Below are 16,306 nucleotides of genomic sequence, written 5' to 3' on the forward strand. Positions count from 1 at the left end.
GAGAATAAGACGTCAATATTGCTGGCAGATACCGCCGAGTGCGGCGAGTGCCATCCCGCTCATAACGATGAGCTACAATAATTATAGATGTCTTATTTTTATTAACATTATTACGCGGGACCAGCCCGTCCGGTGTTAACCGCTGAAGCTCACACACCCGTCAGATCTGGCCTGACGGACATAAGCTCCCGCAACTAACGCCAAAATTGTACCACCAGGTTCATTCTGTGATAAACAAAAAGTTAACATCCCACTAAAAAATTATCCATATGGTTCATTTTTCGCACCTCAACAAACCGGTAACGCATTGAGGCTGCGGCTCAATATGCTTATCGCCTTAGCGATGTTGACCGTTTGTTCTTCCCCGCTGTCGCGATCGTAAAGGGCAACTTCTGTGGCCGCTCCGTCAGGAGGAACCACAATAATAAACCGCCCGCCCAGCCGTCTGGCATTTCGCACGCAGGCATTGACCCGCATGTGGGAAAAATCATTGGCGATACTCATCTGCGGGAATGTTTTCCTGAGCGACCGACCGATGCTTAACGCCTCGGTACTGGCAGCCGGTGAACCGGGGATAATGACCACATCCGTAACCTGTTGCTTTAAGAGATGTTTATCCGTCAGGCGCAGCAAGCGCATAATCGGATCGAGCATCAGCGCAAAGCCGCAGGCCTGAATCGGGGTTTCAAGAACGGTACTGGCGCAGTCGTCATAGCGGCCACCACGGCAGAGCAGGCTGTGTTCCATCAGTTTATCGCAGTGCCATTCGAAATGGGTCTGGCAGTAGGCATTGGACGGGTAAAGCCACCGATCCACCTCGAAGGGGACGTGGATTTTTGTCAGGGATTCCAGCAGGCAATCAAAACGCCTGCGTGATTCCTCCCCAAGGAAATCGCCGACTGCCGGCGCGATGGAACGTAGCTTTGCCAGGAGGGGATTGTCTGAGCGAAGCAGGTTTTCCGGCTGCATTGCCAGGCACTCCGCCCATTCCGGTTCGAAAATACTCGTAAAAGGCTGATAAAAAGCGCGTAAGGCTGCGCGAAAAGCAGCAAACTCCTGCTGAGTTCCAGTACTGCTGATTTTCAACTCAACGTTTTCCTGCAGGCCCAGCGATTTGAAAAAATCATACTGCAAGACCAGCTGCTCCAGTTCGATATCCACTCCCGCAAAACCAAAGGCTTCAACGCCCAGCTGCTGATACTGTTCGATATGTTCGCCCGTATTTTCTGTACTACGGAACATGACCCCCTGGTACCATAGTTTGCTCGTGGACTGCAGATGCGGATGCTGATTAATCATTTGCAAACATCCCATCGTTCCCTCTCCGCGCAGCAGAGCACTGTGGCCACCCGCGAGGGGGAACGGCTCATTTGTGGCAGTAAATGCGGCGTTATTTCCTTCGCTTTCAAGGAGCGGCAGCCGAACCTCCTGGTAGCAGTAGCGTGACAGCAGGCAGGCCGCCTGATTTTCCAGCCATGCCCAGTCGGTGACCTGATTATGAAAATACTTACGCGGTCGCCCGGCCTGCCTCGGCTGCACAGGTCTGTGAAGCTGCCTCTCTAACCGCTGACAGTACTGCGGTGTACCCAGCAGTCGATTCTGATTCAGACAATCCTGCAGGCGTTTTTCAATAGAGGGGCTAAGGGGCGACTGAATAAAGCGCGCATACTGGATGGCGCGTTCCTGGGGAGTATTACCTAAACGCAAATACTGTTCATGCGGAGTAATCATTTGCTGTTGCCGCTCGCCAATATTATTCCAGTAGCTGCTCCACGCGGGCCGTTCCCCCCTGACGGCTTGCCGCTCCCCAAGGCGGGTATCAACAAATTTTTGCGCAATAAGCAGGTAGGCTTCAGGTTCAATCAGGGAACTATTATATCGGCCTTCCCACAGGCTACCGCTGCGATGATACTTTTGATTAAACCAGGGAACGTAGCGCCTGCCGATATGCTGAACCAGCCGACTAAGATCTTCTTTTGTCCCGGGTGTTAATAACATCATCAGCTGATTTGGCAACAGAGTCCATGCGTGCAAAGCGAAGTCAAAAGTTTCGCCTGCTTTCCTTAAACAGTTAAGGAAAGTTAAATAATCCTCATCATCATGAAACACAATATCATTATTATGCCCGTTAAGCTGAATAAGTTGTGGCAACCCCTGAACATAAACCCTCGACGTTCTGGACATGGGCAGCTCCCATTTATTTTATAAAATTGAATTAAAAAATATTAACCATGAAACTCTTAACCCGAAAATCTCATGCAGGAATAATCCATCATCTTCACAATCATTGTCAAGCGCCCAAAAAACACCCCGCTGCAATTCATCCGTTTTTATAAGCCCCGCGCCATCAGGAGGTAAATAAAAAATGGGACAGATCGAGTTTTTAATGTTTTCAGAAAGAAATTCCGCGCTGTCTCACAGAAAAAAAACAAAGACAGAAAATAAATGATCTAAATCATCATTCCAGCCACCTCTGTTTTTAAACTCCGTGCATCACTTTAATTTCAAGCCGCCTTCTTAATATTAATGGCACCACGTTACAGGATATTTAAAATGGATAAAATCAGCGCAAAATCCGCCCATAAAATGGGCGTCGTGGCCCTGACACTTGTCACCGCATCGAACATGATGGGGTCAGGGGTATTTATGTTACCCACCAACCTTGCCGGTATTGGGTACATCTCTCTGTGGGGATGGTTGTTCACCATTATCGGGGTTATTGCCATCGCGCTGGTTTTCGCGAAAACCAGCCTGCTGACGCCGCGCAACGGCGGCATTGTCGCTTACGCCAGCGATGCTTTTGGCCCCTTTGTCGGGTTTCAAACCACCGTCTGCTACTGGATAAGCGCCTGGATTGGCAACGTCGCCCTGCTGGTGGCCGGTATTGGCTATCTCAGCTACTTCTTCCCACAGCTTAAAGATCCCACGGTGGGCTGCATAACGGCTATCGTGATCCTCTGGGCTTTTATCGCACTCGGCAGCTTTGGCGCGCGCGTGGCCGGCCGTGCCCAGTCCTTTACTGCCAGCTGCATGCTGGTTGTGGTTCTGGGCATCGGCGTTGTCGGCTGGTTCTGGTTCGACCCGGCAATGTTCAGCCAGGTCTATAACGGCACGGGAAGAAGTGACAGCTCAGCGATTATCTCTGCGGCATCTATTGCCCTGTGGGGATTCCTGGGCGTGGAATCAGCGGTCGTTTCAACCGGTCAGGTTGATTGCCCGGAACGGACGGTACCCAAAGCAACGGTCATGGGTTTGCTGATTGCCTCAGTCTGCTACGTCGGCAGCTGTACGGTTATTATGGGTCTGGTTCCACATGCGGAGCTGGTCAATTCATCCGCACCTTTTGCCGATGCTGCCCGCTATATGTTCGGTAATACCGCAGGCAATATTGCGTCTGCGCTCAGCATCATCGCCTGCTTTGGTTCAATTTCCGGCTGGCTGATTCTGCAGTCCGAAGGCCCGCGTGCCGGCGCCCAGCAGGGACTGTTCCCGCAGTTCTTTGCCGATGTGAATAAAAATGATGTACCGATGAAGAGCCTGATTTTTACCGGCGTATTGATGAGTGCCGTCCTGATGATGACCGCCTCACCTAACCTGGCAAAACAGTTTGAAGTGGTCATATTAATGTCCGTCTTCGCCTCCCTTTTACCTTACATGTACGCGTTAATCTCTCTGCCGATCATTATGATGTCGAAAAAAATAAATCGGGGACCGTCTTTTATGTTTTACAGCGTAATGGTGGTTATCGGGATGATTTACAGCATCTTCGCATTACTTGGCTCGGGCACTGATTCAATGTTTTGGGGAATAGTCATGATGATGTTCACCATCCCCTTATTCTGCTTCGTTGCCGCCGGTCGTAATAAAAAAGGCGATGACATTCTTTATCTTGATAAAAAATCCTGATTTACACACCGTTCTCAACCAAAAAAGGAATGAATACTATGACTCTGTCAATTGAAAATCAAAACAAACTGGATGCATTCTGGTCACACTGCGTTAAGAACCAGTATTTCAACCTGGGATACCCGGAGTCCGCGGATTTTAATTACACTAACCTTGAACGTTTTATGCGTTTCTCTATTAATAACTGCGGCGACTGGGGTGAGTATTGCAACTACCTGTTGAACTCTTTCGAATTTGAAAAAGAGGTAATGGAATACTTCGCTAATCTGTTCAAAATTCCTTTTGCAGAAAGCTGGGGTTATATCACCAATGGGGGAACCGAGAGCAATATGTTCGGCTGTTATCTTGGACGCGAAATTTTCCCGGACGGCACGCTTTATTACTCTAAGGATACGCACTATTCCGTAGCGAAAATCGTCAAGCTGTTAAGAATTAAATCCAGCGTTGTGGAATCGCTGCCGAATGGCGAAGTAGATTACGACGATCTGATGAGTAAGATCGCCCGCGATAATGAAAAACATCCGATTATTTTTGCCAATGTCGGGACGACCGTGCGCGGGGCAATTGATGATATCGCACTGATCCAGCAGCGGCTCAAGGAAGCGGGCTTCAGGCGTGAGGATTATTACCTGCACGCAGACGCCGCGCTGAGCGGCATGATCCTGCCTTTTGTTGACGACCCACAGGCCTATTCTTTTGCTGACGGTATTGATTCCATTGGCGTTTCTGGCCACAAAATGATCGGTTCACCGATCCCCTGCGGCATCGTGGTCGCCAAGAAGAAAAACGTTGACCGTATATCCGTTGAGATCGATTACATTTCTGCCCACGATAAGACCATTTCTGGCTCCCGCAACGGACACACCCCGCTGATGATGTGGGAAGCCGTTCGCAGCCACAGCCATGAGAGCTGGGTGCGCCGAATTGAACGCTGTCTGAACCTGGCCGAGTACGCCGTTGAACGCTTCCAGAAAGCGGGAATCAATGCCTGGCGAAACAGGAACTCAATTACCGTTGTGTTCCCCTGCCCTTCAGAAGACGTCTGGAAAAAACACTGCCTGGCAACCTCCGGCGATGTCGCTCACCTGATCGTCACCGCCCATCATCTGGACTCCAGCCAAATTGACCGGCTGATTGACGATGTTATCGCCGACCGGCAGGCCAACGCCGCTTAAAAGACCGTTGCCATGTAAGGAAAGAAAATGAGCAAGATTCAGGCAATCAGGGGAATGCGAACCATTCTTCCCGAAGAAGCGCCCGTCTGGCAATGGCTGGAGAGTAAAGTCAGGAGCATCACCTGGCGCTACGGATATCAGGAAATCCGGCTGCCAATCCTGGAACCCGTTTCGCTCTTTGAACGTGCAATCGGTGAATCTACCGATATCGTGTCGAAGGAAATGTATAACTTCCTCGACAAAAGCGGCGAACATATTACCCTCCGGCCGGAGGGCACCAGCGGCTGCGTTAGGACCATCATTGAAAACAATATGTGTTACAACAATACGCAACGTTTGTGGTACCAGGGGCCGATGTTCCGCTATGAGAGGCCGCAAAAAGGCAGGTTACGTCAGTTTACCCAGTTCGGAGTGGAAACCTTTGGCATGCCCGGGGCAGACATTGACGCCGAGCTGATCTATATGGCTAACGATATTTTTAAGGCGCTGAAGGTAGAACGCTACGTTCGGCTGGAGATTAATTCACTCGGCACCCTGCCGGAACGTCATGAGCACCGTAAGCAGCTGGTCAGCTATTTTGAGCAGCACCGCGACATACTGGATGAGGATAGCCTGCTGCGTTTGCAGAGTAATCCATTACGGATCCTCGACAGTAAAAATCCGGATATGCAGAGTATGATCGAAGGTGCGCCAAAACTCCTCGACTATCTTGGTGATGAATCACATCAGCACTTTGACGAGCTGTGTCGACTGCTGGATAGCGCCGGTATCTGCTATACCATCAATCCCCGCCTTGTTCGGGGGCTGGACTACTACACGCGCACGGTTTTTGAGTGGATAACCGATGAGCTGGGGTCACAGGGTACGCTCTGCGGCGGGGGGCGATATGACGGACTGGTTGAGCTGTTCAGCAATAAAGCACTACCCGCTTCCGGTTTCGCCATTGGCGTTGAACGCCTGCTACTCCTGCTGGAAGCCGTAGGAGTTACGGATAATGTCAGCAATCATCCCGATATTGTGGTCACCTTTGAGGAACCTGGGCAGAACATCGACGCGCTGCTTCTGGCAGACCAGCTGCGACGCCATCTTCCGGAATTTAAAGTTTTGAGTGACTTCACGGGAGCCAAAATCAAACGTCAGCACTCGAATGCCCTGAAAACGGGTTGCCGCTATATTGTTACGTTGAACGGTGACAACCGAACGGGGCTTTGGGACCTTAAGGCTAACTTACAGGAAACTATGCGGCCAGATGATATCTGGAAAAAACTGTCCCACAGGCCAGCTAAAGCCGCGGTGGACTGAAAAAAAAGGGGGCCGATGGCCCCCTTTTCATTAACGCTTGTTCTTCTTCAAATGGCTGAGCAGGCGTTTACGCTTGCGAAGCTGATTTGGCGTCAGCAGGTTGCGTTTCCCTTCAAACGGGTTCTCACCCTCTTTGAACTGAATGCGGATTGGCGTACCCATCACTTCCAGTGAACGACGGAAGTAGTTCATCAGGTAGCGCTTATACGAGTCCGGCAGATCCTTCACCTGGTTACCGTGAATGACCACGATAGGCGGGTTATAGCCACCGGCGTGGGCATACTTCAGCTTAACGCGACGGCCGCGCACCATCGGCGGCTGGTGATCGTCAGCGGCCATATTCATAATGCGCGTCAGCATCGAGGTGTTGACGCGACGGGTTGAGCAGTCATAGGCTTCGGTGACTGATTCAAACAGATTACCGACTCCGCTGCCGTGCAGCGCGGAAATGAAGTGAATGCGGGCGAAATCGATAAAGCCCAGACGGAAGTCCAGGGTCTCTTTCACCTCGTCACGAACTTCCTGGCTCAGGCCGTCCCACTTATTCACCACGATCACCAGCGAACGACCGCTGTTCAGGATAAAGCCCAGCAGCGACAGGTCCTGATCGGAGATCCCCAGATGGGCATCAATCACCAGCATCACGACGTTGGCATCTTCAATAGCCTGCAGCGTTTTGATAACCGAGAACTTCTCAACCGTATCGGTCACTTTCCCGCGCTTGCGCACGCCGGCGGTGTCGATCAGGATGTATTCGCGACCGTCGCGCTCCATTGGGATATAGATACTGTCACGGGTGGTGCCCGGCATATCGTAAACCACAACGCGATCTTCGCCGAGGATGCGGTTAGTCAGCGTTGACTTACCGACGTTTGGACGACCAACGATTGCCAGCTTGATCGGCAGATCCAGCGGGTTGAAGTCATCTTCCTCTTCTTTTTCGTCTTCTATAACTTCGCCGCGCGCTTTTGCTTCTTTGCGCTCCAGCTCGGCCCAGTAGGCGGCATTTTCTTCTTCTTCGGTGACTTCGCGCGGATCGACTTTATCCATCCACGGCAGCAGTACCATCTCAAGCAGGCTGGTCACACCGCGACCGTGCGAGGCGGCGATCGGATGAATTTCACCCAGACCCAGCGACCAGAAATCGAGCACCGCAGCGTCAGCGTCCAGGCCATCGGTTTTATTAGCGACGAGGAATGTCGGCTTTTCACGCGAACGCAGATGGTTAGCGATAGCCGTGTCCGCAGGCATCAGCCCGGCGCGGGCATCGACCATAAACAATACTACGTCAGCTTCTTCAATCGCCAGCAGCGACTGTTCCGCCATACGCGTTTCCACGCCCTCTTCGGTACCATCAATACCACCGGTATCGATGCAAATATACTCGCGGCCTTCGATTTCGGCACGACCGTATTTGCGATCCCGGGTAAGTCCGGGGAAATCCGCCACCAGCGCATCTCGCGTGCGCGTTAAACGGTTAAAAAGGGTGGATTTTCCCACATTGGGACGCCCGACCAGCGCGACCACAGGTACCATATTGAAGCCTCATAACTGAAAATTACGCCTGGCTGCGAATACTATTCTCTGCGTCAGACAGATTTTTCCGCCGCAGGGCTCAGGACAATGGCGTAAGGATAACACGCCAGGAGAAAAACGAAACGGCCCCTGAATCATCAGGAGCCGCTATATAACGTAAACCGGAAGGAATTAACGCGTAAACGCGTAAACCTCACCGTCTTTGGTCTGGATCAGCAGTTTATCGCTGGCCACTACCGGCTCCGTCTGGAAGCCCGAGCTGTCCACTTTCTGCTGAGCAACAAAGCGACCGTCGTCGGTATTCAGCCAGTGCAGGTAGCCTTCGCTGTCACCGACCACCAGATAGCCGTTATACAGAACCGGTGCGGTCAGGTTACGGTGCAGCAGATCGCTCTGACGCCAGATAGAAACGCCGCCGTCGGTGCTCAGTGCAATAACGCGATCGTCCTGATCGACCAGGTAGATACGACCACCGTCAACGATCATATCATGAACGGATCCGATTTCGCGTTTCCACAGGATCTGTCCGGAGCGGAGATCCAGCGCGGTCAGGTTGCCGTTGTAAGCCAGCGCATAGACTACGCCGTTAACGATGACCGGAGTGGTATCCACATCAGACAGGCGATCGATCTCGGTCGCCCCGCTCGGCTGGGAGATACGCTGCTGCCAGATAATCTGGCCCTGATTCATGATAACCGCGCTGACGCGACCGTTATCACCGCCAACAATTGCGGCACCAAACGCGGTAGCCGGGGCAGATTCGCCACGCAGGCTCAGCGCCGGTACATCAAGGTTAACCGACCATTTCACCACGCCGCTGGACTGTTCCAGACCCTGCAGCATACCGTTACTGGTATGCACCAGGACCAGACCATCGCTGATAACCGGACGGGAGAGGACTTCTCCGGCGGCTTTAGTCTGCCAGGCAACGCTGCCGTCGTTGGTATTTAATGCGTAAACCTGACCACGTTCGCTACCCACATAAACGTGGGCGCCATCAACGGTCAGACCACCGGAGAGAAGCGCAGGGATGTTGCTGGAGAAGAAACCGGTCTTCTCAGACAGGTCAACTTTCCACTGCTCTTTACCATCGCCCGAATTCAACGCCTTAACAATACCGTGGCGGTCGGCCGCATAAACGGTGCTGTCAGCCCAGGCCGGGTGCAGGTTCGAATAGAAATCACCAACGCCATCACCCACCGATGTGCTCCAGACTTTTTCCGGAGTGAACTGGTTTTGTACGGTGGGTAGCGGTGACATTTTAACCACGTCTTCTTCGCCGCTAAACCATGAACATCCGCTGAGTAAAGTGACTGAAATCAGTCCCGGCAGAAGTATCTTACGCAATTCCATGAAGTCCCTCTTGTGCCCTGTTCAGGCCAAATATTGGAGCCTTATACACTTACAACCAGATCGCGGCCGCGCAAAACGCAGCCAGCGGCGGTCCTAAACGAGATTAACCCGGCAGATTATTCATTTTCATTTGCAGCATTTCTTTCAGCGTCGAAGACGCATCAGAAGCAACACCCTTGCTCCACGCTTCGCGTGCGCCCTGGGTATCGCCTTTGCTTAACAGCGCTTCGCCGCGGATATCCGCCACGATCGCCGTCCAGCCATCACCTTTGATGCTTTCCAGCGTTTTCAACGCCACATCAGGCTGCTTCTGCTGCAGCTGAATACGCGCAAGGCGCAGATTCAGGACAGCCTGAAGATTGGCATCTTTCGCATCCTGCAGGCCGCTCTGCAGCTGAGTCGCCGCTTTATCCAGCTGATTGTTATCAACATAACGCTTCGCCAGATCGAGCGATGCCAGAGCACCGTAGGTATTGTTGTTTTCGCTGGCAAACTTCGCAGCCGCTTCAAGCGTTGCGGGTTTGCTGGCGTCCAGCGCGGACGAAACCTGCTGATAAGCAGCAGAGACTTCACGCGATGCGCCATCCTGATGGTTATTCCAGTAACGCCAGCCGACCAGAGCACCTACACCCAGTACGACGCCCACAACCAGAGCTTTGCCGTTCTGGGCAAAAAAATTCTTCAGCGCGTCTACCTGTTCGTTTTCGTTGCTATACACTTCCACGCGGTCCTACTCCTTAAAATCGTGCTTTTGCTCGGGCTTAGCGCTGTAACATTGACGCCAGCGTGGTTGCAGCATCACGCTGCGCCAGAGTTTGTTGTTCGCCGTTACGTAAATCTTTAACCACGACCTGACCATTGGCGACTTCATCTTCACCGAGAACCAGCGCAATGCGGGCTCCCCACTTGTCTGCCCGGGCAAACTGCTTCTTGAAGTTGCCGCCGCCAAAGTTGGTCATTAGCTTCAGTTCAGGCAGCGCATCACGCAGCTGTTCAGCCATCAGCATAGCGGCTGACTGCACGCCCTGACCCGAAGCGATAACATAGACATCAACAATTCGCGTCGGTTCAAATTCTGGGTTAACTGCCTGTACCAGCAGAACAAGGCGTTCCAGACCCATTGCGAAGCCCACCGCCGGCGTAGCACGCCCGCCCAGCTGCTCGACCAGTCCGTCATAGCGGCCACCGGCGCAGACCGTGCCCTGTGAACCGAGGCTGGTGGTCACCCACTCGAAGACGGTGCGGTTATAGTAATCCAGACCGCGCACCAGGCGCTGATTGACAGTATAAGCGATACCGGCCGCATTCAGCAGCGCACACAGGCCGTTGAAATGCTCGCGTGAATCCTCGTCCAGATAGTCGCCCAGCGTCGGCGCATCGTTCAACAGCGCCTGCACGTCCGGGTTTTTACTGTCCAGCACACGCAGTGGGTTAGTATACATACGGCGTTTGCAGTCTTCATCGAGCACATCGATATGCTGCTCAAGGAATGCGACCAGGGCATCACGGTAGTTAGCACGCGCTTCCAGCGACCCAATCGAGTTCAGCTCAAGCGAGACGTGATCGGCAATACCCAGCGCTTTCCACCAGCGTGCGGTCATCATAATCAGTTCCGCATCGATATCCGGCCCCTGCAGTCCAAAGACTTCGGCACCAATCTGATGGAACTGACGGTAGCGACCCTTCTGAGGGCGCTCATAGCGGAACATCGGGCCGATGTACCACAGACGCTGTTCCTGGTTGTACAGCAAACCGTGTTCGATACCGGCACGCACGCAGCCTGCGGTCCCTTCCGGGCGCAGGGTCAGGCTTTCGCCGTTGCGATCGTCGAAGGTATACATCTCTTTTTCAACCACGTCGGTCACTTCACCGATGGCGCGTTTGAACAACGGGGTTTGCTCTACAATCGGCAGACGTATTTCGCTGAAGCCATAGCTGCCCAGCACCTGCTTCAGGATCTGCTCAATGCGCTGCCACACCACGGTGTCAGCAGGCAGGTAATCATTCATGCCACGGATGGCCTGGATATTCTTCGCCACTGTTTCTTCCATTATTTTTGTGTCTGGCAGTCTGCTGACCAGCGGGCTGTTCCGCTTTACCGGCAACGGCCAGACGCGATAAATTTATTTCTCGACCTGATGAACATTGATACGGCGTGATTCATCCAGAATTGTCGCCTTGGCACGAATACGCGCCTCCAGCTGGTCGATCATATTATTGTTGTCCAGGCGGTCGCGCTGGCGTACACCGTCTTCATAAAAGCCGCTTTTCTTATTGCCGCCGGTCACACCCATAGTGGAAACCGTGGCCTCACCCGGGCCGTTAACCACGCAGCCGATAATGGAGATATCCATCGGCGTGATGATATCTTCCAGCCGCTCTTCCAGCGCATTCACCGTACCGATCACGTCAAACTCCTGACGGGAACAGGTCGGGCAGGCGATGAAGTTGATGCCGCGTGAGCGAATACGCAGGGATTTCAGAATATCGAAACCGACTTTAACTTCTTCAATCGGATCGGCCGCCAGCGAAATACGCAGCGTATCGCCAATCCCCTCGGACAGCAGCAGGCCGAGGCCTATCGCCGATTTAACCGCGCCGGCACGTGCACCACCTGCTTCGGTGATGCCAAGATGCAGGGGCTGATCGATCTGCTTAGCCAGCAGGCGATAAGATTCAACGGCCAGGAAAACGTCAGAGGCTTTAACGCTGACTTTAAACTGATCAAAGTTAAGACGATCGAGATGATCCACATGACGCATCGCCGATTCCAGCAGCGCCTGCGGCGTTGGCTCGCCGTACTTTTCCTGCAGATCTTTTTCCAGCGATCCACCGTTTACGCCGATACGAATCGGAATATTGTAGTGGCGAGCGCAGTCAACCACCTGGCGGATACGTTCTTCGTTACCGATGTTGCCCGGGTTAATACGCAGGCAGTCCACGCCATATTCAGCGACTTTCAATGCGATACGGTAGTCAAAATGAATATCGGCAACCAGAGGGACATTAACCTGCTGTTTGATCAGCCGAAAAGCTTCAGCGGCATCCATGGTCGGCACGGACACGCGAACGATATCAACACCAACGCGCTCCAGCGCTTTAATTTGCGCAACTGTCGCTGCAACGTCGGTGGTCTTGGTGTTGGTCATAGACTGGACGGCGATAGGTGCTCCGTCGCCCACGGGCACCTTGCCGACGTAAATACGCTTCGATTTGCGACGGGTAATGGGTGCTTCATTATGCATATTCTTTCTCCACAATTGCTCGCGCCCAGAGAAGATGCGTTATGGCGCACCAACTGTCAGACGAGCAACCTGGTTAGTACGGATAAAACGACTCAGATCGACAGGATTGCCCTGATACTGGATCTGTACTGCGGCTGGCGCACCAATTTTCAAACGGTATGGCGCGGTGCCAGCAAGGCTGAGTTTACCACCGCTGCGCTGAATACCGCTGAACAGTTTTTTGCCTGCGGAATCGGTCACTTCCAGCCAGCAGTCTTTGGTGAAGTTCATCACCAGCGCATTCGGATCGACGGCAGGCTGGCTGACGGCAGCGCTACCGGTTGGCAGCGGGCTACCGGCAGTGTTATCAACCGTAGCCTGGCTTGGAGAGACAACGGCTGACTGGTTCTGGCTGGTTTGCGCAGAGGCAGCGGGTGCAGAAGCTGCGGATGAGGGGGTGGCAGGCGCCACCGCGTTTCCACTATTTTCTGCCGGCTCGGCTGGCGCAGTCTGAGCCGAAGCCCCCTCTTCAGGGGACTGAGGCTGAACGGCGGCATCCGGAGCAACGCTGTCACTGCTGCCTTCCAGTTGAATAGACTGGCTGTTGTCATCGCTGACTGAGCTGTTCTGGTCGGACAGGGAAACCAGGTCGTCCTGTGCGGCTTTATGGTTCTGCCACCACCAGGCTCCGGTCAGGCCGACCACCACGAACACCACCAGCCAGGTGAAGATCATTAGCCAGCCGTCACGCTTTTTACGACGTTTTCCCAAAGCAAAGCTCTGCATCGGCTCAACTTTAGCCGCCCTGATCGGAGCCTGCTTAGCCATCATCGGCAGCAGCTCTTCTTCAGGGATATGCACCAGACGGGCATAAGAGCGGATATAGCCGCGTAAGAAGGTCGATGCCAGGTCAGCCGGCGTCTTGTCTTCCTCGAGGTCGCGAACGGTGGAAAGTTTCAGGCAGAGGCGCTCAGCAATATTCTGCTGAGTCAGGCCCATTTGTTCACGGGCGCTACGCAGGCGCTCGCCTGTTGAATTTACGTTAGATTTTTCTTGAGTGGCTTCAGTATTCATTAGCTAAAAAATGCTGGTACTGTATCGATTGTGGAAAAATTCGCGCAAGTTGGCCCCCGTAATGTTTAACGTCAGCAGTGCGGCCTTCCTGCACGGCGAAGCGAATCTCTAGCCACAAACTTTCCGCTGAGACTGGAAAGTTGTGTTGATAAATTTCTAACAGGATCCGTGAATCATCACGTTTCCCCTTTCCAAATCGCCTTTCGGCTTCTGCCAGCATGGGCATTCCCTTGGCAGGATCGGCTGTGACCGCTTCCACCAGCGCATCATGCGCTTTGTTTCGCTCTCCGGCATTCAGATAACAGTAGCCTGAATTTTCAACACTGTCGGCTCGCGCCGCATTTGCTGAATCTTCCGCAGCCTGAATGAAATACCGTTGCGCCGCATCATACTGCCCTAATCTGCAAAGAAACGCACCGTAATTATTAAGCACATACCCGTTTTGCGGCGCAAGCGTCAGCGCGCGATGATAGTACTCCGCGGCCAGCGTATTGTCGCCGACCTGCTGCTGAAAGCGGGCTTCCGCCAGCTGAGTACGATAATCATTCGGTGCCATCGCCAGCGCCCGCTGCAGATTCCTTTGCGCGGCATCCAACTCACCGCGCGCCAGATAGGCCAGGCCAAGCTGCAGCCGGGTTTCAACCAGTGCATCATTCCGCTGCGCCGACTGGCATCCCGCCAGCAGCAGTACCGCCGCCGCCATCATCCTGATGTGCATTCCGCCTCTCCATGGGGTGTGATATACCTTCAGGGTACGTCAATCATTCCCGTGTCGACAGCCCACAGCGGCGGTTATCCGGCAGAAAAAACCGGCTTTCAGAGCGCCTTCACAGATATGGCTTCACCGGCCATTTTCTTTTTCAGCGTGCGTTTGGTTCTGTCGATAACATCACCGGCCAGCTGTCCGCAGGCGGCATCGATATCGTCACCGCGCGTTTTACGCACAATAGTGGTAAACCCGTATTCCATCAGTACCTTAGAGAAGCGGTCGATACGGCTGTTTGAGCTACGGCCATACGGCGCTCCCGGGAAGGGGTTCCATGGGATCAGGTTAATTTTGCACGGCGTGTCTTTCAGCAACGCGGCCAGTTCATGGGCGTTATCGGTGCTGTCATTGATGTGATCGAGCATCACGTACTCAATGGTTACGCGACCCTGGTTGGCGTTTGATTTACCGATATAGCGGCTGACGGCGCCCAGGAACGTCTCAATATTGTACTTTTTATTGATCGGAACAATTTCGTCACGAATTGTGTCATTCGGGGCGTGAAGCGAAATCGCCAGCGCCACGTCGATCATATCGCCGAGCTTATCCAGCGCGGGAACCACGCCCGACGTCGAAAGCGTCACGCGGCGTTTGGACAGACCGAAACCAAAATCGTCCAGCATGATTTCCATCGCCGGAACAACGTTAGTCAGGTTCAGCAGCGGTTCACCCATCCCCATCATCACCACGTTGGTGATAGGACGCGAGCCGGTCACTTTTGTCGCGCCGATAATTTTAGCGGCACGCCAGACCTGGCCAATAATTTCCGAAACGCGCAGATTGCGGTTGAAGCCCTGCTGCGCGGTAGAGCAGAATTTACATTCAAGCGCGCAGCCTACCTGTGAGGAGACACACAGCGTGGCGCGATCTTTTTCAGGAATATAAACGGTTTCAACCTGCTGACCGCCTACCTGAATGGCCCACTTAATGGTGCCATCCGCAGAGCGCTGTTCCTGGGCAACTTCAGGCGCGCGGATTTCCGCCAGCTCTTTCAGCTTGTTGCGAAAGACCTTATTGATATCGGTCATTTCATCAAAATCATCGCAGCAGTAGTGGTAGATCCACTTCATGACCTGATCGGCACGGAACGGCTTTTCACCGAGGCTGGCGAAAAACTCGCGCATTTGCTGGCGATTCAGATCGAGCAGGTTGATTTTGTCTTTTTTTGGCAGGACGGTTACAGGCGATGCGGACGACGGCGTCACAATAGTATCTGACATAATGTTCTCTGGCCTCGTTATTACACGTTATGGCGCTGTTTTGGTGAATTCAGGTGAATAGAATAAGAAGCGCCCCGGAGAGCAAGCTCAGCCGGGGCGCATAATTGTACTCGTGACTAACGTAAGGTTAAAGCGGCTGACAAAAATAAATTGTAAACCGCAGGGTTATTCACCGTACCTGACGTTGGTCCGGCAGCCGCCTGTTAGCGAGTGCGTGGGCAGATTTCGCCTTCGCCGAAGAAGTAGGCGATTTCACGTGCAGCAGATTCAGCAGAGTCAGAACCGTGGGTTGCGTTCTCGGTGAAGCTGTCAGCGTAGTCAGCGCGCAGAGTGCCTGCCAGTGCGTTCGCCGGGTTAGTTGCACCCATCAGGTCGCGGTGACGCTGAACGGCGTTTTCACCTTCCAGTACGGAAACAACAACCGGACCAGAAGTCATGAACTCTACCAGACCATCAAAGAACGGCTTACCCTGGTGCTCAGCATAGAAACCTTCGGCCTGTTCTTTGCTCAGGTGCAGCATTTTGCTGCCAACGATTTTGAAGCCAGCGCTTTCAAAACGGTTGAAGATGGCACCGATCACATTTTTTGCCACAGCGTTAGGTTTTACGATGGAGAAGGTACGCTCAATAGTCATGTTGACCCCTGTTTTATACGTCGAATTTAGCCGTGAAAAGTGTCCCGGCCGGGAAAATGGCCGCAGATTATAAGGGTGCATAAGCGGAAATGCCTATCGGAGTTTCAAGAAAATG

At 53.1% G+C, this 16,306-nt stretch carries 13 protein-coding genes; 3 read left to right on the forward strand and 10 right to left on the reverse strand.

Annotated elements, in window-relative coordinates; translation table 11 throughout:
• Positions 1–288: 288 nt before the first annotated feature.
• Positions 289–2,184: an ATP phosphoribosyltransferase regulatory subunit gene (locus PGH32_RS12615; RefSeq protein WP_337894186.1), complete on the reverse strand. Its 1,896-nt coding sequence runs from the start codon at positions 2,182–2,184 to the stop codon at positions 289–291.
• Positions 2,185–2,553: 369 nt separating this feature from the next.
• Between PGH32_RS12615 and hdcC the strand changes: the two genes are divergently transcribed.
• The 3 genes from hdcC to hisS (PGH32_RS12630) are packed head-to-tail and all read left to right on the forward strand — an operon-like array spanning position 2,554 to position 6,383.
• Positions 2,554–3,906, forward strand: a complete 1,353-nt coding sequence (gene hdcC, locus PGH32_RS12620) for a histidine-histamine antiporter (RefSeq protein WP_314422876.1) — start codon at positions 2,554–2,556, stop codon at positions 3,904–3,906.
• Positions 3,907–3,944: 38 nt separating this feature from the next.
• Positions 3,945–5,081: a histidine decarboxylase gene (locus tag PGH32_RS12625; protein WP_314422874.1), complete on the forward strand. Its 1,137-nt coding sequence runs from the start codon at positions 3,945–3,947 to the stop codon at positions 5,079–5,081.
• A gap of 27 nt (positions 5,082–5,108) precedes the next feature.
• Positions 5,109–6,383, forward strand: a complete 1,275-nt coding sequence (gene hisS / locus PGH32_RS12630) for a histidine--tRNA ligase (RefSeq protein WP_314422871.1) — start codon at positions 5,109–5,111, stop codon at positions 6,381–6,383.
• Positions 6,384–6,413: 30 nt separating this feature from the next.
• Here the strand turns inward: hisS (PGH32_RS12630) and der are convergent, their stop codons facing one another.
• The 9 genes from der to ndk all read right to left on the reverse strand — a co-directional run bounded on the left by der (position 6,414) and on the right by ndk (position 16,191).
• Entirely contained in the window at positions 6,414–7,919 is a 1,506-nt protein-coding gene (gene der / locus PGH32_RS12635) for a ribosome biogenesis GTPase Der (protein ID WP_314422870.1), read from the reverse strand.
• Between the two features lie 171 nt (positions 7,920–8,090).
• A complete protein-coding gene (bamB, locus tag PGH32_RS12640; RefSeq protein ID WP_314422869.1) occupies positions 8,091–9,272 on the reverse strand; it encodes an outer membrane protein assembly factor BamB in 1,182 nt (393 codons plus the stop codon).
• Positions 9,273–9,375: 103 nt separating this feature from the next.
• Positions 9,376–9,996 (reverse strand): YfgM family protein, encoded by a 621-nt coding sequence (locus PGH32_RS12645; protein ID WP_314422866.1) that lies wholly within the window; start codon positions 9,994–9,996, stop codon positions 9,376–9,378.
• 37 nt (positions 9,997–10,033) lie between these two features.
• Positions 10,034–11,311 carry a histidine--tRNA ligase gene (gene hisS, locus PGH32_RS12650; RefSeq protein ID WP_337894187.1) on the reverse strand — a complete coding sequence of 426 codons (1,278 nt, stop codon included), beginning with the start codon at positions 11,309–11,311 and terminating at the stop codon, positions 10,034–10,036.
• An 84-nt stretch (positions 11,312–11,395) separates the two neighbouring features.
• Positions 11,396–12,517 (reverse strand): flavodoxin-dependent (E)-4-hydroxy-3-methylbut-2-enyl-diphosphate synthase, encoded by a 1,122-nt coding sequence (gene ispG / locus PGH32_RS12655; RefSeq protein WP_314422860.1) that lies wholly within the window; start codon positions 12,515–12,517, stop codon positions 11,396–11,398.
• 39 nt (positions 12,518–12,556) lie between these two features.
• Positions 12,557–13,570, reverse strand: coding sequence for a cytoskeleton protein RodZ (rodZ, locus tag PGH32_RS12660; RefSeq protein ID WP_314422857.1), 1,014 nt, complete (start codon positions 13,568–13,570; stop codon positions 12,557–12,559).
• Positions 13,560–14,288, reverse strand: coding sequence for a type IV pilus biogenesis/stability protein PilW (pilW, locus tag PGH32_RS12665; RefSeq protein ID WP_314422854.1), 729 nt, complete (start codon positions 14,286–14,288; stop codon positions 13,560–13,562). The genes rodZ and pilW overlap by 11 nt, the downstream gene beginning before the upstream one ends.
• A 98-nt stretch (positions 14,289–14,386) precedes the next feature.
• Positions 14,387–15,556, reverse strand: a complete 1,170-nt coding sequence (locus tag PGH32_RS12670; RefSeq protein ID WP_314422852.1) for a bifunctional tRNA (adenosine(37)-C2)-methyltransferase TrmG/ribosomal RNA large subunit methyltransferase RlmN — start codon at positions 15,554–15,556, stop codon at positions 14,387–14,389.
• Between the two features lie 203 nt (positions 15,557–15,759).
• Positions 15,760–16,191 (reverse strand): nucleoside-diphosphate kinase, encoded by a 432-nt coding sequence (gene ndk, locus PGH32_RS12675; RefSeq protein WP_062744669.1) that lies wholly within the window; start codon positions 16,189–16,191, stop codon positions 15,760–15,762.
• Between the last annotated feature and the right edge of the window lie 115 nt (positions 16,192–16,306).

The organism is Erwinia sp. SLM-02 (assembly GCF_037450285.1).
In the GTDB taxonomy this organism is placed as follows: Bacteria; Pseudomonadota; Gammaproteobacteria; order Enterobacterales; family Enterobacteriaceae; genus Erwinia.

Bases quoted from the DNA above. Each gene is read 5' to 3' on its own strand.
- PGH32_RS12615 (WP_337894186.1), bottom strand. From the start codon at position 2,184: ATGTCCAGAACGTCGAGGGTTTATGTTCAGGGGTTGCCACAACTTATT.
- hdcC (WP_314422876.1), top strand. From the start codon at position 2,554: ATGGATAAAATCAGCGCAAAATCCGCCCATAAAATGGGCGTCGTGGCC.
- PGH32_RS12625 (WP_314422874.1), top strand. From the start codon at position 3,945: ATGACTCTGTCAATTGAAAATCAAAACAAACTGGATGCATTCTGGTCA.
- hisS (WP_314422871.1), top strand. From the start codon at position 5,109: ATGAGCAAGATTCAGGCAATCAGGGGAATGCGAACCATTCTTCCCGAA.
- der (WP_314422870.1), bottom strand. From the start codon at position 7,919: ATGGTACCTGTGGTCGCGCTGGTCGGGCGTCCCAATGTGGGAAAATCC.
- bamB (WP_314422869.1), bottom strand. From the start codon at position 9,272: ATGGAATTGCGTAAGATACTTCTGCCGGGACTGATTTCAGTCACTTTA.
- ispG (WP_314422860.1), bottom strand. From the start codon at position 12,517: ATGCATAATGAAGCACCCATTACCCGTCGCAAATCGAAGCGTATTTAC.
- rodZ (WP_314422857.1), bottom strand. From the start codon at position 13,570: ATGAATACTGAAGCCACTCAAGAAAAATCTAACGTAAATTCAACAGGC.
- pilW (WP_314422854.1), bottom strand. From the start codon at position 14,288: ATGCACATCAGGATGATGGCGGCGGCGGTACTGCTGCTGGCGGGATGC.
- PGH32_RS12670 (WP_314422852.1), bottom strand. From the start codon at position 15,556: ATGTCAGATACTATTGTGACGCCGTCGTCCGCATCGCCTGTAACCGTC.
- ndk (WP_062744669.1), bottom strand. From the start codon at position 16,191: ATGACTATTGAGCGTACCTTCTCCATCGTAAAACCTAACGCTGTGGCA.